Below are 24,283 nucleotides of genomic sequence, written 5' to 3'. Positions count from 1 at the left end.
CATTTTACCGAACCAAATGCCTCGTGCAATGTAGGGATGGAGGATCGAAATCGTGCCATTCGTCACCATCGGCGGCATCACGCTGCACCATCGATATGTCGAGGCAAGCGGCAAGGCGCCTCCGATTGTGTTCATCAATTCGCTCGGCACCGACTTCCGGATCTGGGACGATGTCGTCTCGGCGCTTGATGGGGAAATGCCCTTGCTGGTCTATGACAAGCGCGGCCACGGGCTGTCCGACATCGGTGATATCGGCTCGATCGACGATCATGTCGATGACCTCTCGGCGCTCATCGATCACTTCGGGCTAGAGAAGGTCGTGCTGTGCGGCCTGTCGGTCGGCGGCATGGTCGCGCAAGGGCTCTATGCCAGGCGCCCCGAGATCGTCGAGGCCATGATCCTGTGCGACACGGCGCACAAGATCGGCACGGCGGAGAGCTGGAACACACGCATCGCGACGGTCGAAAGCAAGGGCATCCAGGCCATTGCCGAGGGCGTGCTCAAAGTCTGGTTCACCCCCACTTTCCACACGACACGGGGGGCCGAGCTGGATGGCTATTGGAACATGATGACCCGGCAGACACTGGCCGGTTACGTGGGGACCTGCAAGGCGGTTCGTGATGCGGATTTCACTGACGCCGCGCGCCGCATCGCGGTGCCGACGCTTTGCATCGCCGGCGACCAGGATGGCTCGACGCCCCCCGACCTTGTTCGCTCGCTGGCCGCTTTGATCCCCGGCTCGCGCTTCGAGATCATTCGCGATGCTGGGCATATTCCTTGTGTCGAGCAACCCGAGGCGCTCACCGCGCTGATCCGCGGTTTTATCGCATCGCTTGCCCCTGGAGCGGAAACTCATGGATGAAGCCCCCGGCAACGCCGCCAGATATCGCACCGGTCTTGCGGTGCGCCGCTCCGTGCTCGGCGATCGGCATGTCGACCGCGCGGAGATCGCCGCCACCGATTTCGACCAGCCTTTCCAGGAGTTGATCACCGAGGCGGCCTGGGGAACGGTGTGGGCGCGGCCGGGCTTCAGCAAGCGCGAACGCTCGATCGTCACGCTGGCGCTGCTGGCCGCGCTCGGCCATGATGAGGAAGTCGCCATGCACGTGCGTGCCACCGCCAACACCGGCGCCACGCGCGAGGATATCTGCGAAGCGTTCCTGCATGTCGCCATCTATGCCGGCGTGCCGGCCGCCAACCGGGCCTTCAAGATCGCCAAGGACGTGTTTTCGGAAATGGACGGAGCCAACAATGCCCGTTGAATCCGGATCGAACCGGAGGCCCGAGACCGGCGCCTTTTTCCAGCGCGACCGGACATGGCATCCGCCGCCGCTGACGCCCAACTACAAGACTTCGGTGTTGCGCTCGCCGCAGAAGGCGCTGCTTGCCTTCGACAACACGCTGTCGGAACTATCGGGTCCTGTATTCGGTCACGCCGTGCTGGGCGAACTCGACGCCGACCTGATCCACAATTTCGCCAGGCCCGGCGAGAGCGCGATCGGTGAGCGCATCATCGTCTATGGGCGGGTGCTCGACGAGCGCGGCGTCGGCGTGGCCGGTGCGTTGCTGGAATTCTGGCAGGCCAATGCCGGCGGCCGCTATCGCCACAAGAAAGACGGCTATCTGGCCCCGCTCGACCCGAATTTCGGCGGTTGCGGCCGCACCATATCTGGCGATGATGGCGGCTACGCCTTTCGCACCGTCAAGCCCGGCCCCTATCCCTGGCCGAACGGGCCGAACGACTGGCGGCCCTCGCACATCCATTTCTCGATCTTCGGCCACGGCTTCGCGCAGCGGCTGATCACACAGATGTATTTCGAAGGCGACCCGCTGATCTGGCGCTGCCCGATCGCGCGCGGCATCCCCGACAAGGCCGCCATCGAGACGCTGATCGCCGCGCTCGACATGCAGGCGACGGTCCCCTTCGACGCGCGCGCCTACAAGTTCGACATCGTGCTGCGCGGGCGGCGTTCCTCGCTGTTCGAAAACCGGCTGGAGGGCAATTGATGGCCCAGTCGCTCGACCGGCTCAGGGAAAGCCCTTCGCAGACCGCGGGACCTTACGTCCACATCGGACTGACGCCCAATTTCTGCGGCATCGGCGGCGTCTATCCGACCGACCTCGGTGCGACCATGGCCAACGACAAGACCAGGGGCGAGCGCATCGGTTTGCGCATCCGCGTGCTCGATGGCACCGGCACGCCGCTCAAGGACGCGCTGATCGAGATCTGGCAGGCGGACGCCGACGGGCTCTACAATTCGCCGGCCGAATTGCGCGGTGCCGCGGATCCGAATTTCCTGGGCTGGGGCCGTTGTCCGACCGACATGGACACCGGTCTGTGCGCCTTCGAGACGATCAAGCCGGGACGCGTGCCGTTCGGCGATGGCCGCCTGATGGCGCCACACATCACGCTCTGGATCGTCGCGCGCGGCATCAATCTCGGCCTGCACACGAGGCTCTATTTTTCCGATGAGGAAAAGGCCAATGCGCAGGATCCGATCCTGGCGCGCATCGAGCACCGCATCCGCGTGCCGACGCTGATCGCCGAGCGCAAGGGTGACGCCTACATCTTCGACATCCATCTCCAGGGGGAGAAGGAAACGGTCTTCTTCGACAGCTGATGGTCAGGAGAAGCAGGACATGACCGTATCGCCTTTCGACCATCCGTTGCTCTCCGCCCTTCTCGGGGACGAGGAGGCATCGAGGCATTTTTCCGTTGAAGCAGAAATCGAGGCGGCGCTGGCATTCGAGAGCGCGTTGGCCGAAGTGGAGGCGGAGAACGGGATCATCACCAGGGATGCGTCGGCCGCGATCGTGGCGGCGCTGGCCTCGTTCCGGCCCGACACGTCCCTGTTGCGGGCCGGCGTCGCCAGGGACGGCGTCATGGTTCCGGAACTTGTGCGCCAGCTCAGAATGACGGTCGGCGAACCGCATGGCGACAAGGCGCATTTCGGCGCCACTAGCCAGGACGTCCTCGACACCGGCCTTGTGCTCCGGCTGAAATCCGTCGTCGAGCACCTCAGTCTGCTGCTGACCGAAAACATCGTGCGCCTTTCGGCGCTCGATGAGCGTTTCGGGGGCAGAGCGCTGACCGGAATGACGCGGATGCGGCCGGCGATCCCTATTCGAGCGCTGGATCGCGTAGCCACATGGCTGGCGCCGCTGCTGCGTCATCAGCAAAGATTGTCGGACCAGTCCGCACGTCTGCTTGTGGTTCAGTTCGGTGGTGCCGCCGGCACGCTGGAAAAGCTTGGCGGCAAGGGGCCGGCCGTGCGTGCCGCACTTGCCGCAAAACTCGGCCTTGCCGATGCGCCGCAATGGCAGTGCCAGCGCGACACCCTTGCGGATTTTGCCGGCTGGCTGTCGCTGGTGACCGGCAGCCTCGGCAAGTTCGGCCAGGACATTGCGCTGATGGCGCAAAGGGGCACCGAAATCGCGCTATCGGGCGGTGGCGGCTCGTCGGCCATGCCGCACAAGCAGAACCCGGTGAAGGCCGAAGCGCTGGTGGCGCTCGCCCGCTTCAACGCCACGCAGCTTTCCGGCATGCATCAGGCGCTGGTGCATGAGCAGGAGCGCTCGGGCGCGGCCTGGACGCTGGAATGGCTGCTGCTGCCGCAGATGGTCGTCGCCACCGCCGCGTCATTGCGGCTGGCCGCCGAACTGGCCGCGCAGATCGAAAACCTGGGGCACTGATGCGTACACAAGTCGTCATCGTCGGCTCGGGACCCTCCGGCCTGCTGCTTGGCCAGCTTCTGGCCGGCATCGGCGTTGAGACGGTCATCCTTGAGCGATCCAGTCGTGAGCATGTGCTTGGCCGCGTGCGCGCCGGCGTGCTCGAACAGGGCACGGTCGAACTGCTGGAACAGGCTGGTGCTGCTGCAAGACTGCATACCGAAGGCCTGCCGCACTCAGGCATTTCGCTGGCTTTCGACGGGCGCCTGCACCGCATCGACCTTTCGGCGCTGACCGGCGGCAAGCATGTCACGGTCTATGGTCAGACCGAAGTGACGCATGATCTGATGGACAAGCGCGAGGCGGCCGGGCTCGTCACCGTCTATGAGGCCGCTGACGTCGCGTTGCAGGATTTCGATGGCGCCGCACCTTTCGTCACTTATGACAGGGACGGCGTAAGCCATCGCATCGATTGCGACTTCATTGCCGGCTGCGATGGCTATCACGGCGTCAGCCGCAAATCGGTGCCTGAAAGCGCGCTGAAAATCTTCGAGCGGCACTATCCGTTCGGCTGGCTCGGCGTGCTGGCCGAAGTGCCGCCGGCCGATCATGAACTGGTCTACGCCAATCACGAGCGGGGTTTTGCACTGTGTTCGATGCGCTCGACGCACCGCAGCCGCTACTATGTGCAGTGCCCCGAGGGCGACCGCGTCGGGGCGTGGTCCGACGAGCGCTTCTGGGACGAGTTGCGCCGCCGTTTGCCGGAACGGACGGCGGCGAGCGTCGTCACCGGGCCATCCTTCGAGAAGTCGATCGCGCCGCTGCGTTCCTTCGTTGCGGAGCCAATGCGTTTCGGCCGGCTGTTCCTGGTCGGCGATGCCGCCCACATCGTGCCGCCGACCGGAGCCAAGGGCCTCAACCTCGCCGCCAGCGACGTGCGCTATCTCTTTGCCGGACTGCGAGACTTCTATGCCGAGAAATCAAACGCAGGAATTGACGCCTATTCGCAAAAGGCACTGGCGCGGGTCTGGAAGGCGGTGCGCTTTTCCTGGTGGATGACGACCATCCTGCATCGTTTTCCCGACACCGGCGACTTCGGCCAGCGCATCCAGGAGGCCGAGCTCGACTATCTCGTCCACTCGCGGGCGGCGTCGACGGCGCTTGCCGAGAACTATGTCGGCCTTCCCTATTGAGGGCTGTTTGTTCGGCGCATTCCCAAGTGAGAACGCTATGCGTTCTTCCTGGGACAACCGCCCTGCTGCCGCGCCTCCCATTCCGGTTGCTACCGTCCGAGCAGATTGCGCTCGACGGTCCGCAGATGCGCCAGCATGGCCTGGCTGGCGCTCTCGGGATCACGGCGCAGCAGCGCATCGAGAACGGTCTGGTGCTCGCTGCAATAGATGCTGCGGCGTTCCTCCGAAAAGGAACGCTTCTTCATTTCGAACCACGGCGCCTGATTGCGCAGGATGCGCATCAGATTGTGGATCTCCTTGAGGAAGTCGTTGCGCGAGCACGCGAAGATGCGGTGGTGAAACTCCGCGTCCCAGTGCTCGAAGGTCGGCATGTCCTGCGATTCCGAAGCGATCTTGTGCGCCTCGCGCACCGCGTTGAGTTCCATGGCGCTGGCATTGGTGGCGGCGAACGCCGCCGCCGCCGGTTCCAGCAATTGCCGGATCTCCATCATGTCGGCGGGGCTGGTGCCTTCCATCCGGCCGACAACCGCCGCCATCGACGCCGGGTTGGTGGTGGTCAGGAACGTACCGCGCCCGACATGCCGCACCACCGTGCCGTCATCCTCGAGGAAGGACACCGCGCGCCGCACCGTGTTGCGCGCGACGCCGAATTCGCTCGCCAGGTCGCGCTCCGGCGGCATGCGGCCATTCTCGATCCATTCGCCGGAAGAGATCCGTTTCTTCAGCGCCGTGGCGATATCGTTGGCGACGAGCTTTGGCATGTCTGGCCACCTTTATCTGATCCAATATTGAACCATCGTTAGCAGCTTCCGGCGCTGTCGTCCACCGTGCCGCGTCGCCGCTATCCCAGCGGAGCCGGCCGCAACAGCCTCATTCCTTTTTGGTGTGACCAGTCCAGATTCCACTTGCGGCCTAAACCAATCGGCGCTAGCGTGTAACAAAAGAGCGAAGAATTGGCTCAGTATTGGTTCAGGGAGGATGGGAATGCGGGTCGCAACTTTTTCGATCGCCGGCGAACGTCGCGTCGGTCTTGTCGACCTCGATGCTGAGACCATCGCGCCTTTCGATTTTTCCGTCGACCAGGCCAGGTCCGGTATCCTGGCCTTGATCGAGCGCAATGGCGCCGGCATCCCTCGCACCCTGTCGCCGATCCCGTTGGCGCAGGTCGAGATCGAGGCGCCAATCCCGCAGCCGCGCCGCAACATCTTCTGCGTCGGCAAGAATTATCACGAGCATGCGCATGAGTTCGCCCGCAGCGGCTTCGATTCCAGCGCCGGTGCGGGCGCGATCCCGAAACACCCGATCATCTTTTCCAAAGTGCCTGAATCGGTCGTCGCCAACCATGCCAGCGTGCTGATCGATGCCTCCGTTTCGACGGCCATCGACTACGAGGCGGAGCTGGCCGTCATCATCGGCAAGGGCGGGCGCGGCATCTCCAGGGAAGACGCGCTCGACCATGTCTGGGGCTACACCATCGTCAACGACGTCACCGCGCGCGACCTGCAAGGCAAGTACAGCCAGTGGCTGATCGGCAAATCGCAGGACACGTTCTGCCCGATGGGGCCATGGGCGGTGACCAGGGACGAGCTTGATCTGGCCACCGCCGGTATCCGCTGTTTCGTCAACGAGGACCTGCGCCAGGATTCCCGGATTTCGCTGCTGATCTTCGATATCCCGACCATCATCGCCACGCTGTCGCAAGGCATCACGCTGAGGCCCGGCGACATCATTGCCACCGGCACGCCGGTCGGTGTCGGCATTGGCTTCGATCCGCCGAGATACCTCAAGGCTGGCGACGTCGTGCGCATCGAGATCGACGGCATCGGCACGCTGGAAAACCGCTTTGCGGAGCATGTGCAATGACGACGGTGACGGTTGGCCAGGTCGTTGCGGAAGTCGTGGGCGAAGGCACTGCCGTGGTGATGATCCATGGTCTCGGCGGCACGTCCAACATGTTCCAGCCGCAGATGGCGGCACTTTCCGGCTATCGCGTCATCCGGCTCGACCTGCCGGGTTCCGGCCGTTCGCCGCGCCCGATCGAACCGCTGACCATTGAAGGCATGAGCGAGGCCGTCATTCGCGCGATGGCCGGCATGGGGGTCACATCAGCGCATTTCGTCGGACATTCGATGGGCACCATCGTTTGCCAGCAGATTGCAGCAGCGCAGCCTTCACTGGTCGCCTCTCTGGCACTGTTCGGCGCCCTGGCGGAACCGGCCGAGGCGACCAGGCAAGGGCTCGCCAACCGGGCCCGGTTGGCGCGCTCGGGCGGCATCGCCGACGTCGCCGACCAGATCGTCGCCAATGCCATTTCGGCGCATACCAGGGAAACCTCGCCGGCTGCCGTCGCCTTCGTGCGGGAATCGATCACCCGTCAGGATCCGGAATCCTATGCCCGCACCTGCGAGGCGTTGGCCAAGGCAACCGCTGTCGATGCGAGAAGGATTTCGGCGCCGACGCTGCTCGTCACCGGCGACGCCGATACCGTCAATCCACCCGGGGTCGGGCAGGCGCTTGCCGACAAGATCAAGGGGGCCATATTCTCCTCGCTTGATCGGTGCGGGCACTGGGCCACGGTGGAAAGCCCGCGCGAAAGCAGCTCGAAGCTCGCCGATTTTTTGAGACGGGTTGATAGGTGAGGATTTCTGATCGGGCGTAGAACTACGCGCTCGGCAAGTTGGGAGGCTTGTTATGGCAGACGACAGCTGGAATGCAAACGGCTCGGGCAGCACGCTCTTCACCAATGTGCGCGTGCTCGACGCGACAGGTGAATATCCCTACACCGGCGAAGTGCTGGTGCAGGGCAACCGTATCAAGCAGATCACCAAGGGCTCATCGCGCTTCGGCGCGCCTTCATCTTCATCCTATGGAGGTGGGGCTACGGTGATCGACGGCATGGGCGCGACGCTGATGCCTGGCATGATCGACGCGCATCTGCATCTGTCCTGGAACAACGCACCTGGCATCGATCCCATCCAGATGATGGAGGTCGAGGAGCACATGCTGGTCACCATGGAGATGGCCAAGCTGGTGCTCGATGCCGGCTTCACCGCCGGCCGGGGTGCGGCCGCCGCCAAGCCGCGCCTCGATGTCGTGGCCAAGAAATTCATCAACCAGGGCCGCTTCCCCGGACCGCGCTATCTCGCGGCGGGTCCGGAGATCACCACGGTCGGCGGCCTCGGCGATTCCGCGCCGTCGCATATTCCGCATGAAGGCCTCAATCTCGGCCTCGTCGTCTCCGGCCCGGAGGAAATCCGCCGCACCGTGCGCCAGCTGATCAAATACGGCGTCGATTCGATAAAACTCAACCTGTCGGGCGAGAGCATCACTGGCATGGGCGCCGAGGAGACGCCGATGTCGGAGGAAGAGGTTGCCATGGCCGCTTCCGAGGCGCGCTGCCGCAACAAGGTGCTGTCGGCGCATGCGCGTTCCTCCGGCTCGGTCAAGCAATGCGTCCGCCACGGCATCCAGAACATCTACCACGCGTCCTTCGCCGACGAGGAAGCGCTCGACATGCTCGAGGCGGTCAAGGACAAGCACTTCGTCGCGCCCGGCATCGCCTGGCTGATCAACACCGCGCGCCATGCCGAGCAATGGGGCATCAAGCCCGGCTCGCCGCTGTCGCTCGAATATGAGCGCGAACTCGAAATGTGCGTCGAGACGATGAAGAAGATGCACCGGCGCGGCATCCGCGTCTGCATCGGCGGCGACTACGGCTTTGCCTGGACGCCGCAGGGCACCAACGCCAAGGACATCCAGACCTTCGTCGAGATGCTGGGCTTCTCGCCGATGGAGGCGATCCAGGCCGGCACCAAATATGGCGGTCAGATCATGAACATGGGCGACGAGCTCGGCCTGATCAAGGAAGGCTATCTCGCCGACATCCTGCTGGTCGATGGCGACCCGATCTCGGATGTGCGCATCCTGCAGGACAAGAACCGCATCCTCGCCATCATGAAGGATGGCAAGTTCCACAAGGCGCCGCGCATGAACGAGCAGCGCCGGCGGCTGACTGCATGAGCCTGCTCGACCAGCCAACTTCGTCGTCGCTCTCAAGCGGCGGCATGACGCGCAAGCAGGCCTGGGGCCTCGTCGGCCTGCTTGCCGCGGCGATCGTCGCGTGGCTGGTCTTTGCCGTCTGGCCGGATTGGCTGAATGCGATCCTGATCTCGAAGAAGGCTTTCGTCAGCGCCATCCTCAACGGCATCACGCTGGCCGGTCTCTATTTCCTCGTCGCCAGCGGCTTTACGCTGATCTTCGGCCTGATGCGCAACGTCAATCTCGCGCATGGCTCGCTCTATCTGCTCGGCGCTTACATCGGCTACGAGGTTACCAACCGCACCGGCTACTGGCTGCTCGGCGTGGCCGCCGGTTTCGCCGTATTGGCCATTGTCGGCGTCGTCATGCAGGTCTTCGTCTTCCGTCGCCTCGAAGGCGACGATCTGCGCCAGACGCTGGTCTCGATCGGCATTTCGATCGTCGCCGCCGATTTGATGCTCGCGGTGTGGGCCGGCGGCACGTACCAGATCACCACGCCGGAATGGCTTGACGGTGCCTTGACCTTGCCCGTCATCACCGCGGTGCGCTCCAACGGCGCCTCGGTCTTCCTCACCTATCCGCTCTACCGCGTCGTCGTGCTGGCGGCGGCGATCGTCATCGGCGTCGGCCTCTGGCTGATGCTGCACAAGACCCGCGTCGGCATGATGATCCGCGCCGGCGTCGACGACCGCGCCATGCTGCAGGCATCCGGCGTCAATGTGCATGCGGTGTTCGCCATCGTCTTTGCCGTCGGCGCAGGCCTCGCCGGCTTTGCCGGCGTCGTCGGTGGCTCGGCGCTTTCGGTCGCGCCGGGCGAGGACGTACGTTATCTCCTGGCTTCGCTGGTCGTCGTCATCGTCGGCGGCATGGGTTCGATCACAGGCGCGGCCATCGGCGCGCTGCTCATCGGTCTCGCCGAGCAGATCGGCCTCGTCTACTTCCCGACCTACGGCATCGTGCTGACCTTCGTCATCATGGTGGTGACGCTGGCGGTCAGGCCACAGGGCATCATGGGGAAGGCGCGATGAGCCTGGCCATCGCCACCACCGGCGCCACGCAGCCGAACTGGCTGGAGAAGCTCGGCGCCGGCCACATCATCCTTGGTGTCGCACTGGTGCTCTATCCCCTGGTGGCATCCGATTTCTTCCTGACGCAAATCGGCGGCTATTCGCTGATCTTCGGCATGCTGGGCCTGTCGCTGATGCTGCTCGCCGGCTATGGCGGGATGGTCAGCCTGGCGCAGATCACGGTCGCCGGCATCTCCGCCTACGCCATCGCCATCCTGGGCAACAACAATTCCAGCATACTCGGCCTCGGCTGGCCGTGGTGGCTCGCGGTGCCGTTCGCGGTTCTGGCGGCGGCACTGGCATCGGCGCTGATCGGCTGGATCTCGGTGCGGACCGAGGGCATCTACACCATCATGATCACGCTGGCGATCGCCACCGCGACCTACTATTTCGCGCAGCAGAACTACGCCATCTTCAACGGTCATTCCGGCTATGCCGGTATCCGTGCGCCGGTGTTCTGGGGCATCGGCTGGCGTGACGCGAAACCATTCTACTACCTTTGCCTTGGCCTCGCGGTACTGTCCTATGCGGCGGTGCTCTACGGCTCGCGCTCGACCTTCGGCATGACCTTGCAGGCGATCCGCGACAACCCGCGCCGCATGCGCGCGCTTGGCTATCACGTCACCGCGCACAAGGTCGTCGCTTGGGCTTTGGCGGGCGTCATCGCAGGACTGGCGGGCGTGCTGCTGGTCTGGTTCAACGGCCGCGTCTCGCCCGGCACCATCGGTGTCGACGCGGCGATCGACGTGCTGATCATCGCCGTCATCGGCGGCCTGCGCCATCCGATCGGCCCGTTTCTCGGCGCGCTCGTCGTCGTCCTGATGCAGACCTTCGCCATCGACATCGTCGGCGCCGAGCGTTTCAACACGCTGATCGGCCTGGTGTTCCTGGTGATCGTCTTTGTCTCACCGGATGGAATTCTTGGGTTGTGGGGGAGGATCAAGCCACATCTTGCCCAGGAGTCCTTGCGTCCCGGCCCCTAGCAACCGGGATGGAATGAACCACTGCAAAACGAAATCAACGGGAGGAAAAATCATGAGGATGCATAGACGTACATTGCTCGCCTTGGCGGTGTTCACCGGGCTGACCGCGCCTTCGATGGCGCTGGCTGCCGACGACACCATCAAGATCGGCCTGCTCGCCACCTTCGAGGGACCGTTCACGGTGCTCGGCGAGGACGGCGAGCGCGGCGCCATGACGGCGGTTGCCGAGATGAACGGCACCGTCGCCGGCAAGAAGATCGAGATCGTCAAGGGCTCGTCCGACGCCTCGCCCGACAGCGCCGTGCGCGCCGCGCGCAAGCTGGTCGAGCAGGACGGCGTCAAGGTTCTGGTCGGCCCGCTCTCGGGCGACGAAGGTATTGCCGTCAAGGACTACGCCAAGACGCAGCCGAACGTGACCTTCATCAACGGTACCTCTGCCGCGCAGGACACGACATTGCGCGATCCGGCCGAAAATTTCTTCCGCTTCTCGACCGATGGCGCGCAGTGGATGGCTGGCCTCGGCACCTATGCCTTCAAGGACAAGGGCTACAAGAAGGTCGCTACCGTCGCCGAGGACTATTCCTTCCCCTACACGCAGGTGTTCGGCTTCATGGCCGAATTCTGCAAGGCCGGTGGCCACGTGCCCTCGAAATCCTGGGTGCCGATCGGCAACAAGGACTTTTCCTCGGTCATCGCCGCCATTCCGGAGGATGTCGACGCAATCTACGTAGCGCTCGGCGGCGCCGACGCGGTCAACTTCCTGACCCAGTACCAGCAGGGCGGCGGCACCGCGCCGCTGATCGGCGGCTCGATCACCGTCGACCAGACGGTGCTGACCTCGAAGGGCAAGTTGAAGGACGTGCTGAAAGGCACGCCGTCGGCCGGCCCGACCGCCGACACCAACGACGCACCGGCATGGAAGACGTTCGTCGAGGCCTACAAGAAGCAGCCGGGCGCGTTTCCCTCGCCCTCGCTCTTCGCCCATGGCTACTATGTCGATATGAAGGCGACGCTGCTTGGTCTCGACCAGGTCGGCGGCGACGTCTCCGACGGCGGCAAGAAGCTGCGCGAGGCGCTGTCGAAACTGTCCTTCGACACGCCGACCGGCAAGGTGTCGCTCGACAAGAACCGTAACGCCATCGCCGACATCTTCCTGACCGAGGTCACCGAAGGCGCCGACGGCAACCTCCTCAACAAGCTGGTCAAGGTCGTGCCGCAGGTCAACCAGACCCTCGGCATTCCCGAAGACGAGTTCATGAAGCTCGGCGCGGTCAACCGCGACAATCCGAGCTGCCCGTAACCGACGCAGAGTGCAGCCGCCAGTGACCGAAAGCTTCGCAGCAAACCGTCTTCAGAGCACCGGCGCCTATGCGCTGGAGCTCGATGGCGTGGCGCGGCATTTCGGGGCGCTGGTGGCGCTCTCGGGCATCACCATGAGGATCGCGGCCGGCGAGCGGCGCGCGGTCCTCGGCTCCAACGGCGCCGGCAAGACAACCCTGTTCAACGCGGTGACGGGCGACTTCCTGCCGACGGCGGGGCGCATCCGCTTCTTCGGCGAGGACATCACCGACCTGCCGCCGCACGAGCGTATCCGGCGCGGCTTGCGCCGCACCTATCAGATATCGCAATTGTTCAAGGGCCTGTCGGTCCTCGATTCCATCTTTCTCGCCTGCCGCGGCGTTTCGCGCCGGCGATTTTCGCTGCTGCGCCCGGCAACAACCGACGTCAACATGGTGCAGGCGGAATCGATCCTCAACGCCGTCCACCTCGAAGCCCTCCGCGACACGCTGGTGGCGACGCTGAGCCACGGCCAGCAGCGCCAGCTGGAGATCGCGCTGGCGCTCGCCGGCGCGCCGCGTTTCATCCTGTTCGACGAACCGGCGGCCGGTCTTTCCCCGACCGAGCGCCGCGACCTCGTCGCCATCCTCAACGCACTGCCGAAGCATATCGGCTACATCATCATCGAGCACGACCTCGATGTCGCGCTGCGCGTCTCCGAATATGTCTCGATGATGCACAATGGCCGCCTGTTCAAGGAAGGCACGCCGCAGGAGATCGAGGCCGATCCCGAGGTGCAGGAGATCTATCTCGGGGGCAAGCATGGCTGAGCGTCCAGCCTCCTCCAGGGCCATCCTCACGATAGACGACCTGCAGGTCTTCTATGGCGAAAGCCATGCGCTGCAGGGCGTCTCGCTGACGCTGGAAAGCGGTGTACTGTCTGTGGTCGGCCGCAACGGCATGGGCAAGTCGACGCTCTGCAACACCATCGTCGGCCTGAAGCGGGCGAAGTCCGGCTCGATCCGCGTCGATGGCCGCGAGATCACGTCACTCGAGCCGCACGAGATCCATCGCCTCGGTGTCGGCTATGTGCCGCAAGGCCGCCGCGTCTGGCCGAGCCTGACGGTCGACGAGCATCTGCGTCTCGCCGCCGGCAATCGGCGTGACGCCAGCTGGACCGTCGAGCGTGTCTACCAGACCTTTCCGCGCCTGGCCGAACGCCGTGCCAATGGCGGCTCGCAGTTGTCTGGCGGCGAACAGCAGATGCTGGCGATCTCGCGCGCGCTGCTCAGCGATCCGAAGCTGCTGGTCATGGACGAGCCGACCGAGGGCCTGGCGCCTGTCATCGTCGACCAGGTCGAACGCATGCTCGTCGATCTCGCCGCCGAAGGCGAGATGGCGGTACTGGTGATCGAGCAGAACATCGGCGTGGCGACCGCTGTATCGAACCAGGTCGCCATCATGGTCAACGGCCGCATCAACAGGCTGATGGACGCCAAGGCGCTCGCCGCCGATCGCGAATTGCAGCAGCGCTTGCTCGGTGTCGGCCGCCATGCGGAGGAAGCGCAGGTCACGCCGGCGGAAGCCGCGCAAGCCAAGGAGCAACTGGCGGAAGTCTATCGTGTCGACCGCACCGCCAACGGTTCGACCGAAGCGGTGTCGCAGATTGGCGTCTATCGCCCGGTCACCGAACTGCCCAACCGCTGGAACGTGCCGGTCACCGAACTGCGGCAAGCAGCGCTCGACAAGACAGCACCCCAGGATGACTTGAAGAAGGTCTTCGCCATCCCCTTTGCCGAGCGCATCGGCAGGGCCGTGCTGGTCGCCGGCACCTTCGACACCAAGGGCAAGGAATTGCGCTTCGTTGCCGACCGGCTGAAGGCGCTCGGTCTGCCTGTGCGCACCGTCGATCTGTCGACCTCGGGAAAACCGACCAGCGCCGATGTGCCGGCCATGCAGGTGGCCGGCATGCACCCGCGTGGCTCATCCGCCGTCTTCACCAATGATCGCGGCGGATCGGTCAGCGCCATGGCGGAAGCCTTCGCGCGCTGGATCGAACGCGAGCCGCGCATCGGCGGCGTCATCTCGGCGGGCGGTTCAGGAGGCACCACGCTGGCAACCTCCGGCATGCGCGTGCTTCCTGTCGGTATCCCCAAGCTGATGGTCTCGACGGTGGCGGCCGGCGATGTCGCCAAATATGTCGGTGGCGCCGACATCATGATGTTCCATTCGGTCGCCGATGTGCAGGGGCTGAACTCGATCACCGAACAGGTGCTCTCCAATGCAGCGCATGCGATGGCCGGCATGGTCGCGCAATTGCCCAACGCCGAAGCGTGGGAGGCAAAGCGCAAGCTGGCGCGGCCGGCCGTCGGCATCACCATGTTCGGCGTCACCACGCCTCTGGTGCAAGCTGTCACGAAACGACTTGAAGCCGACTATGACTGCCTCGTCTTCCACGCCACCGGCATTGGCGGACGCGCCATGGAAAACCTCGGTGACTCCCGGCTGCTATCGGCCTTCCTTGATCTCACCACCACGGAAGTGGCCGACATGATCGTCGGCGGTGTCTTCCCGGCGACCGAGGACCGTTTTGGCGCGGCGATCCGCACCGGATTGCCCTATGTCGGCTCGACCGGCGCGCTCGACATGGTCAATTTCGGTCCGCGCGACAGCGTGCCGGAGAAATTCAAGGGCCGCAAATTCGTCATCCATAATCCCAACGTCACGCTGATGCGTACCACGCGCGACGAGAACCGCGCCTTCGGCGAATGGATCGGCGCGCGGCTCAATGCCATGAACGGCCCGGTGCGCTTCCTGCTGCCGGAAGGCGGCGTCTCGATGCTCGACGCGCCCGGCCAGCCCTTTCACGACCCGGAAGCCGACAACGCGCTGTTCGAGGCGATCGAGAAGACCGTTCGCCGGACACCTTTGCGCCATGTCGAACGGGTGCGGTCCAACATCAACGACACGCCTTTCGTCGACGCGGCGGTCGCTGCCTTCCACGCGATCACGCCGAAGCTGCAGAGGCGGGCATGAAGAATTGGACTTCGCCACCGCGCGGGTGGATGTTTGAAATCGGTCGCCTCGCGCCGGCCGCATTGTCTTGGGGAGGATAGATCATGGACGCGCAGACCTTTGGCGCTTTCCTGTTGTGGCTGATCGTTGCGGCAGTCGTCGTGGTGATCGCCGTCTACATCTTGCGGTGGCTCTACCGCCGCTCGACCAAGGAGACGGCGTTCGTGCGCACCGGCTTCATGGGCGAGAAGGTGGTGGTGAATGGCGGCGCCTTCGTCATCCCGGTGCTGCACGACATCACTCCGGTCAACATGAACGTGCTGCGCATCGAGGTGCGGCGCGAAGACGGGCTAGCGCTGATCACCCGCAACCGCATGCGCGTCGACCTGATCGCCGAGTTCTTCGTGCGCGTCGGCGCCAGCCGCGAACTGGTCGCCGCCGCCGCGCAGACGCTGGGCCGCCGCACGCTGCAGCCAGACAGCCTGCGCGAACTGCTCGAAGGCAAGTTCGCCGGCGCCCTGCGCACGGTCGCCGCCCAGATGACGCTGGAAGAGATGCATGAACTGCGTGGCGACTACGCCGCCAAGGTGCGCCGGCTGGCCGAGGAGTCGCTCGCCGCCAATGGGCTTGAACTGGAAAGCGTCGCCATCGTCGATCTCGACCAGACCAGCCTCGAATATTTCGATCCGTCCAACGCCTTCGACGCCGAAGGCCTGACGCAGCTGACGGAATCGATCGAGACAAGGCGCCGCATGCGCAACGAGATCGAGCAGCGCACGCTGGTCGATATCCGCAACCAGAATCTCGACACCCAGCGCAAGGTGCTGGAGATTGACCGCGACACCGAATATGCCCGCCTCGAACAGGAACGCGAGGTCGAGATCCGCCGCGCCGCGCAGCGGTCTGAACTCGCCATCGAGCGTGCGTTGCGCGACCAGGAATCCGAGCAGGCGCAGCTTTCGTCGCGTGAAGCCGTCGAGAAATCGCGGCTCAACCAGGAGCGCAACATTACCGAGGAGCGCATCAAGAGCGAGGAGGACACGCAGCGCCGCGAGATCGCGCGCCGCCGTTCGCTCGACGAGACCGAGATGAAGATGCGCGAGCTGACCGAGCGTGAACAGATCGCGCTCGAACTGTCGCTGGAAAAGGCCCGCATCGAGCGCGAGGGCGCGCAGAGCAAGCTCGAGATCGAGCGCAAGAAACTGCTTGAGGTTGCCGAACTGGAGCGCCAGATCGCGCTCGCCGAAAAAGCGCTGGAAGTGACCAAGGCCGAGGCCGAGAAGCGCCGCGCCGAGATCGTCGAGAACCAGGCAACCGAGACGGCGCGCATTGCGCAGGAACGCGTCGTCGACGAGGTCCGCATCGAACGCGAGCGTCATCTGGAAGCGCTGCAGATCGCCAAGCGCCAGGCTTTCGAGGAGGCCGAAATTTCGGCCAGCGAGGAGGTCGAGCGCGCCCGCATCACCACCGAACGTGGCATCGAGGAAGCGCGGCTGATCAAGGAGCGTGACATCAGGCAGCTCGGCGTCGACCGCGACCAGAAGATCGAGATCGCCGAGATCCAGAAGGCGATCGACATCGCCAAGAAAACGCAGGAACGCTCTTCCGCTATCGCCGCGTCGGAGGCGGTTCGCGCCAAGGCCGTCCAGGCAGAGGAACAGGCCTTTACGGCCCGCGAACGCGAGATCGCCGAGCGCCGCAAGCTGACCGACCTGATCGGCGCGCAGCGCGAGGCCGAGCGCGAGGCCTTGCGCATCGTCTCCGCCGCGGATGCCGAGATGAAGGCGGCGAAGAGCCTGGCCGAAGCGCAGAAGATCGCCGCCGTCGCTTCGGCGGAGGCCGAGAAGATCCACGCTCTTGCCGCCGCGCAGCGCTACGAGGTCGACGCAACAGGCCATCGCCAGTTGAACGAGGCCGAGAACATCCTTTCGGAAGGCGCGCGTGCCGGGCGTCTGCGCGGAAAACTGCTCGACCATATGGAAGGCATCATCCGCGAAAGCGTCAAGCCGATGGAGAAGATCGACGGCATCAAGATCCTGCATGTCGACGGCATCAACGGCGGCACCGGCGGCAACCGCAACGTCACCGACGAGGTGATCGATTCCGCGCTGCGCTACCGCGTGCAGGCGCCGATGATCGACAATCTGATGAAGGAAATCGGCATCGAGGGCGGCTCGCTCGGCCGTATGACCGACGTGCTGCGCGACGCCAAGGATATTTCCAGCCTGACCCGCGACAAGAAGGGCAAGGGCAAGGCCGCCAAGGACGACGATGACGACCGCGATCACTGAGGTGAGGGCGGTGTTTCCTCGCGCTTCATTGGGCCGTGCGAGACGATGCCTTGCGCCTGATTGCCATGCTGCGTCGGGTCGCGATGATTGCCAAGTGGTTCCCCCACTCCGTCGCTGCTTTGCAGCGCCACCTCTTCCCCCTCCAGAGGGAGAGGAAGGGAGCCCGCCGTGGACGGTTCGCACCCTTCCTCTCCCCCGTCGATCGGGGGAGAGGCGGCGAGCAAAGCTCGACGGAGGGGGGGTCGATCTGGCGCGGCGCGAGACAATGCATACGCGGACTGCCATGCCCACCACCGGCCCGCAAGCATGACCAAGGTCTATGTCTCCTCTGTCATTCCCGCACCGGCGGCGGAAGTCTGGAAACTCGTCCGCAACTTCAATGCACTGCCAAGCTGGGCGCCGTACGTTGCCGACAGCCGCATCGAACAGAACGCGCAGCCCGACCAGATCGGCTGCATCAGAAGTTTCACGCTGAAGGACGGCGGGCGCATCCGCGAAAGACTGCTGGCGCTGTCCGATTACGATCTGTCCTGCAGCTACGCGATCCTGGAAAGTCCGATGGCGGTGGAAAACTATGTCGCCACGCTGTCGCTGACGCCGATCACCGACGGCAATTTGACGCTCGCCGAATGGCAGGCGGAGTTCGACTGCACGCCGGATCGCGAGGCAGCCTTGATGCAGCAGATCGGCAATGGCGTGTTCCAGGCCGGCTTGACCGCGCTGAAGCACCGGTTCGGGCGCTGACTCCGGCCGATGGTCCAGGTCCGCCAGAGCACGATCATCGATGCGCCGGTCGACGAGGTCTGGGCGATCCTGCGCGATTTCAACGGCCATGACCGCTGGCATCCGGCGATCGCCTTCAGCGAGATCGAGGGCGGCGAGCCGCTCGATGCGGTCGGCTCCGTGCGCCACTTCAGGCTGAACGACGGCGGCGAGTTGCGCGAGCAATTGCTGGCGCTGTCCGACAGGGACCGGCGGCTGAGCTATTGCCTGCTCGAAGCGCCGCTGCCGCTGATGGGTTACGTCGCCTCGCTGCGGCTGAAGCCGGTGACCGACGGCAATGCCACCTTCTGGGAATGGAATTCCGAATTCCACCCGCCGGCGCATCGCCGCGACGAACTGGTCAAGCTGGTCACCGAAGGCATCTATCAGGCCGGCTTCGTGGCGGTGCGCAATCTGCTGCGGCGCGGAAGCATAGGCTCGCCGGTCGAGACAAGAACGCTTCGGGTCGCGTCGCCACCATCCGTGGAGATGCCGCGTGCCGCCCCAATGGTCACATCGGGCCAGGCCGCAACGACCCGTGCGATCGTTGTCGAGCGCTATGGCGGCCCGGAAGAATTGCAACTGCGGGAAATCGGCCTGCCACAACCCGCGCCGAACGAGGTGCGGCTCCGCCACACGGTGATCGGCGTCAACTTCATCGATGTCTATTGCCGCACCGGCTTTTTCGACCTCCTGCAGCCGCCTGGCGTGCCGGGCATGGAGGCCGCCGGCATCGTCGAGGCGGTTGGCTCGGTGGTGTCGGGTTTCTCCGCCGGCGACCGCATTGCCTATGCCTGTCCGCCGGTCGGCGCTTACAGTGAGCGGCGCAACATGGCGCCCGAACTGCTGATTCATCTATCCGACGACGTACCGGACGAGATCGCCGCCGCCGGCCTGCTCAAGGGCGTCAGCGCCAGTTTCCTGCTGCATGATGTACACGCCGTGCAGCCAGGCGACATCGTCCTCATCCATGCAGCGGCCGGTGGCATCGGCCAGCTGCTGGTGCAATGGGCGCGCCACCTCGGCGCGACTGTCATCGCCACCGTGTCGAGCGATGACAAGGCGCGGATCGTCGAGCGTCTTGGCGCGCACCATGTCGTCGTCTATTCCCGTGAGAATTTCACCGAGGCCGTCATGCGACTGACAGGGGGCAAGGGCGCCGATGTCGCCTATGACGCGGTCGGCAATGACACATTCGGCGGCTCGCTCGCGGCCCTTGCCGTGCGCGGCCATCTCGTCAGCTTCGGCCAGGCTTCGGGGCCGGTCGGCAATTGGGATATCGGGCGCTTCGCGTCGAAGTCGCTGACCATTTCGCGGCCCAACTATGCCCACTACACCGACACGCCGGAAAAACTCGCGCCGCACGTCGCCAGGTTCTTCCAGGCGCTTCGGCAAGGCGTGGTCAGGGTCGAGGCGCCGACCCGCTACACCCTTGCCGACGCCGCCGATGCGCACCGCGATCTGGAAGCGCGGCGCACCACGGGTGCGCTAGTCTTGCTGCCGTAATCCCGCAGGTCAGCCGGTCGCGCTGGCGTAGATGTCGAGAACTTCCGTCACGCCAGCGATCAGCAAGTCCCCTGCTTTTGGCGCGACGGATCCATTCGCCACCGCGCTGTCGAGACGGCCAAGATACTGGCTGATGAGGGGAGAGGGGATGTCGCGGTCGCCAAGCGCCTGCATCAGCGCGCCCACGGCCTGTTGGGCGCCGGGCGCCGGCCAGTAGTAGCGGATACGATCGCTGTAGGAGAAATGCCGTTCGATCCGCTGCTCGGCCTCGGTGCCGTGATAGTAATTCTTCCAGTTGCCCGGCGCCGCCAGCATGACGCGCTCCATCGCCGCCGGCAGGCTTTCCCGCGAGGCGTCGGGAGCGAGAATGTCGGCGATGTGGCTCAGGCCGTAGAGCGCTTCGCGCAGCGCGAAGGTCAGCCACGGCCCGACCTTGAGAATGGCGAAGCCGTCATCGACCAACGCGCTCAGTGCCGCCACCGGCTGGTAGTCGGTCGAATGGGCCTCGAAGACGAATTGCGGCAGGTCTCGGAGCGTGCCGGCGAGCGCCCGTGCGCGTTCCGGCTGATAGGCGATCACGTCGGCATTGCCGAATTCGACACCCGGCTGCACGACGACGCCGATCGCCCGCGAAAAAGCCCGGTCAAGGCCGCGCTGGGCGAAAGCATCGCGGTGGATGCGCACCGTCTCGCGTGCCGCCTCCGGTGTCGTCACCGCCAGATGGTCCATTGCCTCAAGAGCGCCACCAGGCACCGGCACCTCCGTGCCGATGACATAGACCGGCTTGGCACCTTTTCGTTCCGTGGCGGCCTCCGCCACCGCGGCCAGGTCGGCCGCACGCGCGGCAATCGTCGCGTCTGGCGGTGCGGCGCCTTCGCCGGCGCAGCCCATGCTGGCGTCCAAATGGAGCTTGGTGAAGCCGGCCTCGGCATAGGCGTCGACCATGCGCGACGCTTTCGCCATGGCTTCGGCTGCCGGCAGGTGTTTCCATGGATTGGGGCCGAGATGGTCGCCGCCGAGCACTAGCCTGTCCAGGGCAAAGCCGGCCTTGCCGGCGATCGTCTCGACGAAGCGGCGGAAATCCCCTGGCGTCATGCCGGTATAGCCACCCTCGTGGTTCACCTGGTTGCAGGTGGCCTCGATCAGCACGTCGGCGCCGCGTGCCTTGCCATGGCGCAGTGCCGCCTCGATGACCAGCGGATGAGCAGAGCAGACCGAGGCAATGCCGCAGCGTCCACCGGCCGCGCGACGCGCCGCGACCGCCGCCAGCCTGTCCGTCGCCTGGCTCATGCCGGCGCACCGGTCTTAGCGGTCTTGATGAACGCTTCGACGGCGGCAAGCAAGGCGATGCCCTCCATCGGTCCCTTCTTCGTCACTGCCAGCGCGCCGCAGCCATTGGCGATGCTGAGCGCTTTTTCAGCTGTCGCTCCACGCAGCCAGAAGGAGACGAAGGCGGCGGCAAAACAGTCGCCGGCGCCGGTCGGATCGATTTCATCGACGGCGAAGCCGGACGAAACGGTCCGCCCGGTCCGGTCGTAGTGAACGGCACCGTCAGCGCCTTTCTTGACCACCACGGTGGAAATGCCGCGTCCCAGCATCTCGCGCACCGCGCCTTCTTCGTCGGTCGCCTTGGCGAAGATGAACAGTTCCGGCCCGCTCGGCAGGAACACGTCGGTCTTCGAGAGCACGAAGTGCAAGGCATCGCGCATGCCCGGCAGATCGAGCATCTCCTTGCGGATGTTGGGATCGAAGGAGACCGTGCCGCCGCGCGCCTTGACAGCCTCGATCCCGTTGCGCGCCACCTCGATCACCTCGGGCGAGAACAGCGAGGTGCCCATGACGTGAAAATGATCGGCGCCGGCCAGCAACGCGCGCGCCTCGGCGCCGATCTCGATCAGGCCGGCGGCACTTTGTTTGATGTTGTAGACGAAATGCCGGCTGCCATCCGCCTCGTAGGTAACGAAGGCGGTTCCGGTCGCCGCACCTTTATGGACCTTGATGGCCGAGATGTCGGCGCCGTCGGCACGCAGGCGCTCGATGTTCAAATGGCCGAAATCGTCATCGCCGACCGCGGCGATCAGCCCTGCCGGCTGACCGAGCCGCGCCGCCTGGTCGATGAAGATCGCCGGCGCGCCGGATGGAAACGGGCCAACCAACGGGCCGGGGGCAAGGAAGCTCTGGCCGATCCGCTCGGCCATGATCTCGACCAGGATCTCGCCGGCGCAAACCAGTTTCTTCATATCCTCACCATTCGCCGGCGGCGGGTCGCCACTGCCATCCCTATTGCCATGCACGCAAAACCTAGGTTGCCAATTTAAGAGCGTCAATAAATAATTTGACGCGCGCAATGGTTCTGCGTTGTACTGCAAACGCGAAAATTTGACTGAACAAATTCGGTCAAGCAATGCTGCCTCACGGCAACGGCCGCAAGACTGATTCTGGCCAGACCGGAAAAGGACTGGCGAGCAAGGACGAGGGGGCCTGGAATATCGATGGCGGAGAAGACCCACCGCACGATGGATGATTTCGCCAGGGCGTCCGGCGTATCACGGCCGACCCTGTCGAAATATTTCGACGATCCGGCGAGCGTGAAGCCGGCGACGCGGGCGCGCATCGAGGCGGCACTGCGGTCGTCGGACTATCAGCCCAACGTTTTCGCCCGCAACCTCAATCGTAAACGCACCCGCAATGTCGGCATCATCGTGCCGGCGCTCACCGATCCATTCTATGCCGAAATGGTTAGCCGCATCGAACTGCGCTGCCGCGACGAAGGTTTCTGGCCGATCGTCATCTCCTCGCACGGTTCGCCGAAACTGGAGGCGGAATCGGTCAGGACGCTGATGTCGCTGAAGGTCGCCGGCGCCATCGTCGCTCCCCTCGGATCGGTCTCCGAACCCGGCGTCTTCGAGCGGATGAGCAAGGACATCCCGATCGTCTATTTCGACACCTATATCGAGGGCGACACGCCCTTCGTCGGCAACGACAACCACCAGAGCACGTCGACCATCGTCGACTATCTCTGCCGATCCGGCGAACCGCCTGTTTATGTCGACATCCCGCACGTCAATCACAATTCTCGCGAGCGCCTGCAGAGCTATATCGATACCATGCGAGCCACTCGTCTGGAGCCGATCGTGCTCAAGGCGGCGGCCGACTACAGCTGGGATTTCGAGCGCATTGGCCATGAATGGATGGACAAGACGCTCGAGAATGGCGGCCTGCCGGCCCGCACGCTGCTCTGCGCCAATGACCGTCTCGCCTTCGGCGTCATGGCGGCCGCCTTTTCGCGCGGGCTGAAGATAGGTCGCCGACCCGATTGCGACTTCCGTGTCGCCGCCCATGACGACCATCCGCTGAGCCGCTACACCTGTCCGGCGCTGACCACGATGGCGCAGGATTTCGCCACCATGGCCGGCCGCAGCGTCGAGATCCTGCTTGCCCTGCTGGACGAGGCCGATCCGCCCGGACAAGGCCTGGCACGCAACGTCAAGCTCGGAGCGACCCTGGTGATGCGTCAATCGGCCTGATCGGGCATCTGCAACTGCAGCCATGCCGCCGCCTCGCTCACCGCTTGCCGCGCGGCTTTGATGTGGCGGCCCATCGAGACGAAGCCGTGGATCTGGCCCGGCCACTGCCGCAAGAGTAGCGGCACGCCGTGGGCCCGCAGGCGTTCGGCATAGGCCGTGGCTTCGTCGGCAAGGATGTCGTGGCCGGCGACGGCGACAAACGCCGGTGCCGCGCCGGCAAGGCTTGACGCGAGCAGTGGCGAAACCCGCCAGTCAACGATGTCATCGGGCGTTCGCACATAGTGGTCGCGGAACCAGGCCATGGTGGCGGCGGTGAGCCCGAAGCCGTCGCCGAAACGGCGGTAGCTGTCCGCCGTCTGGCGGGCATCGGTGTTGGGGTAGATCAGGATCTGGGCGGCGAGCGGTGGCGCCAGTCCGTCGCGGGCGAGCAGCGCCAGCACGGCCGCGAGGTTGCCGCCGGCGCTGTCGCCGGCCACAGTGATGCGGGCCGGGTCGATGCCAAGCTCCCCGGCATTCTGCTCCATGAAGCGAAGCGCTGCCGCGCAATCCTCGAGCGCTGCGGGAAACTTGTGTTCCGGCGCCAGCCGGTAATCGGGGCAGACCACGATGGCATTGCCCAGATTGGCGAGCCAGCGGCAGATATCGTCGTGCGAATCCAGATTGCCGATGACCCAGCCGCCGCCATGCAGATAAAGCACGGCGCGCGCTGCGGTTAGTGGCGCGCCGATGCCGCGGTGGATGCGGATCGTGACCGGGCCGTTCGGCCCGTCGACCGTCAGCTGCACGGTTGATGCGACTGGCTCGTGCTCGCCCTGCTGCGCCGGGAACGAAGCGTTGTAGGCTACCCGCGCGGCAGTCACGCTGCCATGCTCGAATGGTTCGCCGCCCGCTGCACGGCCGATTTCGAGGGCGCGCAAGGCATCGGGGTCGAGCGTCATCGTTATCTCCGTG

22 protein-coding genes are annotated in these 24,283 nt (G+C 64.8%); 18 read left to right on the top strand and 4 right to left on the bottom strand.

Annotated elements, in window-relative coordinates; translation table 11 throughout:
* The first annotated feature begins 52 nt into the window (after positions 1 to 52).
* The 6 genes from pcaD to pobA are packed head-to-tail and all read left to right on the top strand — an operon-like array spanning position 53 to position 4,865.
* Positions 53 to 862 carry a 3-oxoadipate enol-lactonase gene (gene pcaD / locus MESOP_RS28940; protein WP_013896899.1) on the top strand — a complete coding sequence of 270 codons (810 nt, stop codon included), beginning with the start codon at positions 53 to 55 and terminating at the stop codon, positions 860 to 862.
* Positions 855 to 1,262 (top strand): 4-carboxymuconolactone decarboxylase, encoded by a 408-nt coding sequence (gene pcaC / locus MESOP_RS28935; protein ID WP_013896898.1) that lies wholly within the window; start codon positions 855 to 857, stop codon positions 1,260 to 1,262. Before pcaD ends, pcaC begins: the two co-directional genes overlap by 8 nt.
* Positions 1,252 to 2,007: a protocatechuate 3,4-dioxygenase subunit beta gene (gene pcaH / locus MESOP_RS28930; protein ID WP_013896897.1), complete on the top strand. Its 756-nt coding sequence runs from the start codon at positions 1,252 to 1,254 to the stop codon at positions 2,005 to 2,007. Before pcaC ends, pcaH begins: the two co-directional genes overlap by 11 nt.
* Entirely contained in the window at positions 2,007 to 2,621 is a 615-nt protein-coding gene (gene pcaG / locus MESOP_RS28925) for a protocatechuate 3,4-dioxygenase subunit alpha (protein ID WP_013896896.1), read from the top strand. Before pcaH ends, pcaG begins: the two co-directional genes overlap by 1 nt.
* Before the next feature lie 19 nt (positions 2,622 to 2,640).
* Complete coding sequence (locus MESOP_RS28920; RefSeq protein ID WP_013896895.1) at positions 2,641 to 3,693, top strand: 3-carboxy-cis,cis-muconate cycloisomerase; 1,053 nt, start codon at positions 2,641 to 2,643, stop codon at positions 3,691 to 3,693.
* Positions 3,693 to 4,865 carry a 4-hydroxybenzoate 3-monooxygenase gene (gene pobA / locus MESOP_RS28915; RefSeq protein WP_013896894.1) on the top strand — a complete coding sequence of 391 codons (1,173 nt, stop codon included), beginning with the start codon at positions 3,693 to 3,695 and terminating at the stop codon, positions 4,863 to 4,865. Before MESOP_RS28920 ends, pobA begins: the two co-directional genes overlap by 1 nt.
* 89 nt (positions 4,866 to 4,954) lie before the next feature.
* On the opposite strand, the gene MESOP_RS28910 is transcribed toward pobA, so the two are convergent.
* Positions 4,955 to 5,626, bottom strand: a complete 672-nt coding sequence (locus tag MESOP_RS28910) for a FadR/GntR family transcriptional regulator (RefSeq protein WP_013896893.1) — start codon at positions 5,624 to 5,626, stop codon at positions 4,955 to 4,957.
* Between the two features lie 223 nt (positions 5,627 to 5,849).
* Between MESOP_RS28910 and MESOP_RS28905 the strand changes: the two genes are divergently transcribed.
* The 11 genes from MESOP_RS28905 (at position 5,850) to MESOP_RS28855 (ending at position 19,805) form a co-directional block, all read left to right on the top strand.
* The gene (locus tag MESOP_RS28905; RefSeq protein WP_013896892.1) at positions 5,850 to 6,728 is read left to right on the top strand and encodes a fumarylacetoacetate hydrolase family protein; all 879 of its coding nucleotides are present in this window, start codon (positions 5,850 to 5,852) and stop codon (positions 6,726 to 6,728) included.
* Positions 6,725 to 7,504, top strand: a complete 780-nt coding sequence (locus MESOP_RS28900) for an alpha/beta fold hydrolase (RefSeq protein ID WP_013896891.1) — start codon at positions 6,725 to 6,727, stop codon at positions 7,502 to 7,504. Before MESOP_RS28905 ends, MESOP_RS28900 begins: the two co-directional genes overlap by 4 nt.
* Before the next feature lie 52 nt (positions 7,505 to 7,556).
* On the top strand, positions 7,557 to 8,885 hold the full coding sequence (locus tag MESOP_RS28895) for a metal-dependent hydrolase family protein (RefSeq protein WP_013896890.1): 1,329 nt from the start codon (positions 7,557 to 7,559) through the stop codon (positions 8,883 to 8,885).
* Entirely contained in the window at positions 8,882 to 9,931 is a 1,050-nt protein-coding gene (locus tag MESOP_RS28890) for a branched-chain amino acid ABC transporter permease (protein WP_013896889.1), read from the top strand. The genes MESOP_RS28895 and MESOP_RS28890 overlap by 4 nt, the downstream gene beginning before the upstream one ends.
* Positions 9,928 to 10,953, top strand: coding sequence for a branched-chain amino acid ABC transporter permease (locus MESOP_RS28885; RefSeq protein WP_013896888.1), 1,026 nt, complete (start codon positions 9,928 to 9,930; stop codon positions 10,951 to 10,953). The genes MESOP_RS28890 and MESOP_RS28885 overlap by 4 nt, the downstream gene beginning before the upstream one ends.
* 52 nt (positions 10,954 to 11,005) lie before the next feature.
* Positions 11,006 to 12,253, top strand: coding sequence for an ABC transporter substrate-binding protein (locus tag MESOP_RS28880; RefSeq protein WP_013896887.1), 1,248 nt, complete (start codon positions 11,006 to 11,008; stop codon positions 12,251 to 12,253).
* Positions 12,254 to 12,275: 22 nt separating this feature from the next.
* Entirely contained in the window at positions 12,276 to 13,061 is a 786-nt protein-coding gene (locus MESOP_RS28875) for an ABC transporter ATP-binding protein (RefSeq protein ID WP_013896886.1), read from the top strand.
* Complete coding sequence (locus MESOP_RS28870) at positions 13,054 to 15,267, top strand: ABC transporter permease (protein ID WP_013896885.1); 2,214 nt, start codon at positions 13,054 to 13,056, stop codon at positions 15,265 to 15,267. The genes MESOP_RS28875 and MESOP_RS28870 overlap by 8 nt, the downstream gene beginning before the upstream one ends.
* 83 nt (positions 15,268 to 15,350) lie before the next feature.
* Positions 15,351 to 17,537 carry a flotillin family protein gene (locus MESOP_RS28865; protein ID WP_013896884.1) on the top strand — a complete coding sequence of 729 codons (2,187 nt, stop codon included), beginning with the start codon at positions 15,351 to 15,353 and terminating at the stop codon, positions 17,535 to 17,537.
* Positions 17,538 to 17,843: 306 nt separating this feature from the next.
* Complete coding sequence (locus tag MESOP_RS28860; RefSeq protein ID WP_013896883.1) at positions 17,844 to 18,281, top strand: SRPBCC family protein; 438 nt, start codon at positions 17,844 to 17,846, stop codon at positions 18,279 to 18,281.
* Between the two features lie 9 nt (positions 18,282 to 18,290).
* Positions 18,291 to 19,805, top strand: a complete 1,515-nt coding sequence (locus tag MESOP_RS28855) for a zinc-binding dehydrogenase (RefSeq protein ID WP_013896882.1) — start codon at positions 18,291 to 18,293, stop codon at positions 19,803 to 19,805.
* A gap of 9 nt (positions 19,806 to 19,814) precedes the next feature.
* Here MESOP_RS28855 and MESOP_RS28850 read toward each other — a convergent pair whose 3' ends face one another.
* Together MESOP_RS28850 and MESOP_RS28845 are read right to left on the bottom strand one after the other, a co-directional pair.
* On the bottom strand, positions 19,815 to 21,095 hold the full coding sequence (locus MESOP_RS28850) for a D-tagatose-bisphosphate aldolase, class II, non-catalytic subunit (protein WP_013896881.1): 1,281 nt from the start codon (positions 21,093 to 21,095) through the stop codon (positions 19,815 to 19,817).
* The gene (locus MESOP_RS28845) at positions 21,092 to 22,045 is read right to left on the bottom strand and encodes a sugar kinase (RefSeq protein WP_041164387.1); all 954 of its coding nucleotides are present in this window, start codon (positions 22,043 to 22,045) and stop codon (positions 21,092 to 21,094) included. The genes MESOP_RS28850 and MESOP_RS28845 overlap by 4 nt, the downstream gene beginning before the upstream one ends.
* 252 nt (positions 22,046 to 22,297) lie before the next feature.
* Here MESOP_RS28845 and MESOP_RS28840 point away from each other — a divergent pair, with 252 nt between their 5' ends.
* Positions 22,298 to 23,332: a LacI family DNA-binding transcriptional regulator gene (locus MESOP_RS28840; RefSeq protein WP_013896879.1), complete on the top strand. Its 1,035-nt coding sequence runs from the start codon at positions 22,298 to 22,300 to the stop codon at positions 23,330 to 23,332.
* On the opposite strand, the gene MESOP_RS28835 is transcribed toward MESOP_RS28840, so the two are convergent.
* On the bottom strand, positions 23,320 to 24,270 hold the full coding sequence (locus tag MESOP_RS28835; RefSeq protein ID WP_013896878.1) for an alpha/beta hydrolase: 951 nt from the start codon (positions 24,268 to 24,270) through the stop codon (positions 23,320 to 23,322). The genes MESOP_RS28840 and MESOP_RS28835 overlap by 13 nt on opposite strands.
* Between the last annotated feature and the right edge of the window lie 13 nt (positions 24,271 to 24,283).

The organism is Mesorhizobium opportunistum WSM2075 (assembly GCF_000176035.2).
In the GTDB taxonomy this organism is placed as follows: Bacteria; Pseudomonadota; Alphaproteobacteria; order Rhizobiales; family Rhizobiaceae; genus Mesorhizobium; species Mesorhizobium opportunistum.
The sequence above is the reverse complement of the archived record's forward strand: the minus strand, read 5'-3'. Positions and strand labels throughout refer to the sequence as shown.

What these genes read in the sequence shown, in the direction of transcription:
- pcaC (WP_013896898.1), top strand. Translation starts at nt 855, where the DNA reads ATGGATGAAGCCCCCGGCAACGCCGCCAGATATCGCACCGGTCTTGCG.
- pcaH (WP_013896897.1), top strand. Translation starts at nt 1,252, where the DNA reads ATGCCCGTTGAATCCGGATCGAACCGGAGGCCCGAGACCGGCGCCTTT.
- pcaG (WP_013896896.1), top strand. Translation starts at nt 2,007, where the DNA reads ATGGCCCAGTCGCTCGACCGGCTCAGGGAAAGCCCTTCGCAGACCGCG.
- MESOP_RS28920 (WP_013896895.1), top strand. Translation starts at nt 2,641, where the DNA reads ATGACCGTATCGCCTTTCGACCATCCGTTGCTCTCCGCCCTTCTCGGG.
- pobA (WP_013896894.1), top strand. Translation starts at nt 3,693, where the DNA reads ATGCGTACACAAGTCGTCATCGTCGGCTCGGGACCCTCCGGCCTGCTG.
- MESOP_RS28910 (WP_013896893.1), bottom strand. Translation starts at nt 5,626, where the DNA reads ATGCCAAAGCTCGTCGCCAACGATATCGCCACGGCGCTGAAGAAACGG.
- MESOP_RS28905 (WP_013896892.1), top strand. Translation starts at nt 5,850, where the DNA reads ATGCGGGTCGCAACTTTTTCGATCGCCGGCGAACGTCGCGTCGGTCTT.
- MESOP_RS28900 (WP_013896891.1), top strand. Translation starts at nt 6,725, where the DNA reads ATGACGACGGTGACGGTTGGCCAGGTCGTTGCGGAAGTCGTGGGCGAA.
- MESOP_RS28895 (WP_013896890.1), top strand. Translation starts at nt 7,557, where the DNA reads ATGGCAGACGACAGCTGGAATGCAAACGGCTCGGGCAGCACGCTCTTC.
- MESOP_RS28890 (WP_013896889.1), top strand. Translation starts at nt 8,882, where the DNA reads ATGAGCCTGCTCGACCAGCCAACTTCGTCGTCGCTCTCAAGCGGCGGC.
- MESOP_RS28885 (WP_013896888.1), top strand. Translation starts at nt 9,928, where the DNA reads ATGAGCCTGGCCATCGCCACCACCGGCGCCACGCAGCCGAACTGGCTG.
- MESOP_RS28880 (WP_013896887.1), top strand. Translation starts at nt 11,006, where the DNA reads ATGAGGATGCATAGACGTACATTGCTCGCCTTGGCGGTGTTCACCGGG.
- MESOP_RS28870 (WP_013896885.1), top strand. Translation starts at nt 13,054, where the DNA reads ATGGCTGAGCGTCCAGCCTCCTCCAGGGCCATCCTCACGATAGACGAC.
- MESOP_RS28865 (WP_013896884.1), top strand. Translation starts at nt 15,351, where the DNA reads ATGGACGCGCAGACCTTTGGCGCTTTCCTGTTGTGGCTGATCGTTGCG.
- MESOP_RS28860 (WP_013896883.1), top strand. Translation starts at nt 17,844, where the DNA reads ATGACCAAGGTCTATGTCTCCTCTGTCATTCCCGCACCGGCGGCGGAA.
- MESOP_RS28855 (WP_013896882.1), top strand. Translation starts at nt 18,291, where the DNA reads ATGGTCCAGGTCCGCCAGAGCACGATCATCGATGCGCCGGTCGACGAG.
- MESOP_RS28850 (WP_013896881.1), bottom strand. Translation starts at nt 21,095, where the DNA reads ATGAGCCAGGCGACGGACAGGCTGGCGGCGGTCGCGGCGCGTCGCGCG.
- MESOP_RS28845 (WP_041164387.1), bottom strand. Translation starts at nt 22,045, where the DNA reads ATGAAGAAACTGGTTTGCGCCGGCGAGATCCTGGTCGAGATCATGGCC.
- MESOP_RS28840 (WP_013896879.1), top strand. Translation starts at nt 22,298, where the DNA reads ATGGCGGAGAAGACCCACCGCACGATGGATGATTTCGCCAGGGCGTCC.
- MESOP_RS28835 (WP_013896878.1), bottom strand. Translation starts at nt 24,270, where the DNA reads ATGACGCTCGACCCCGATGCCTTGCGCGCCCTCGAAATCGGCCGTGCA.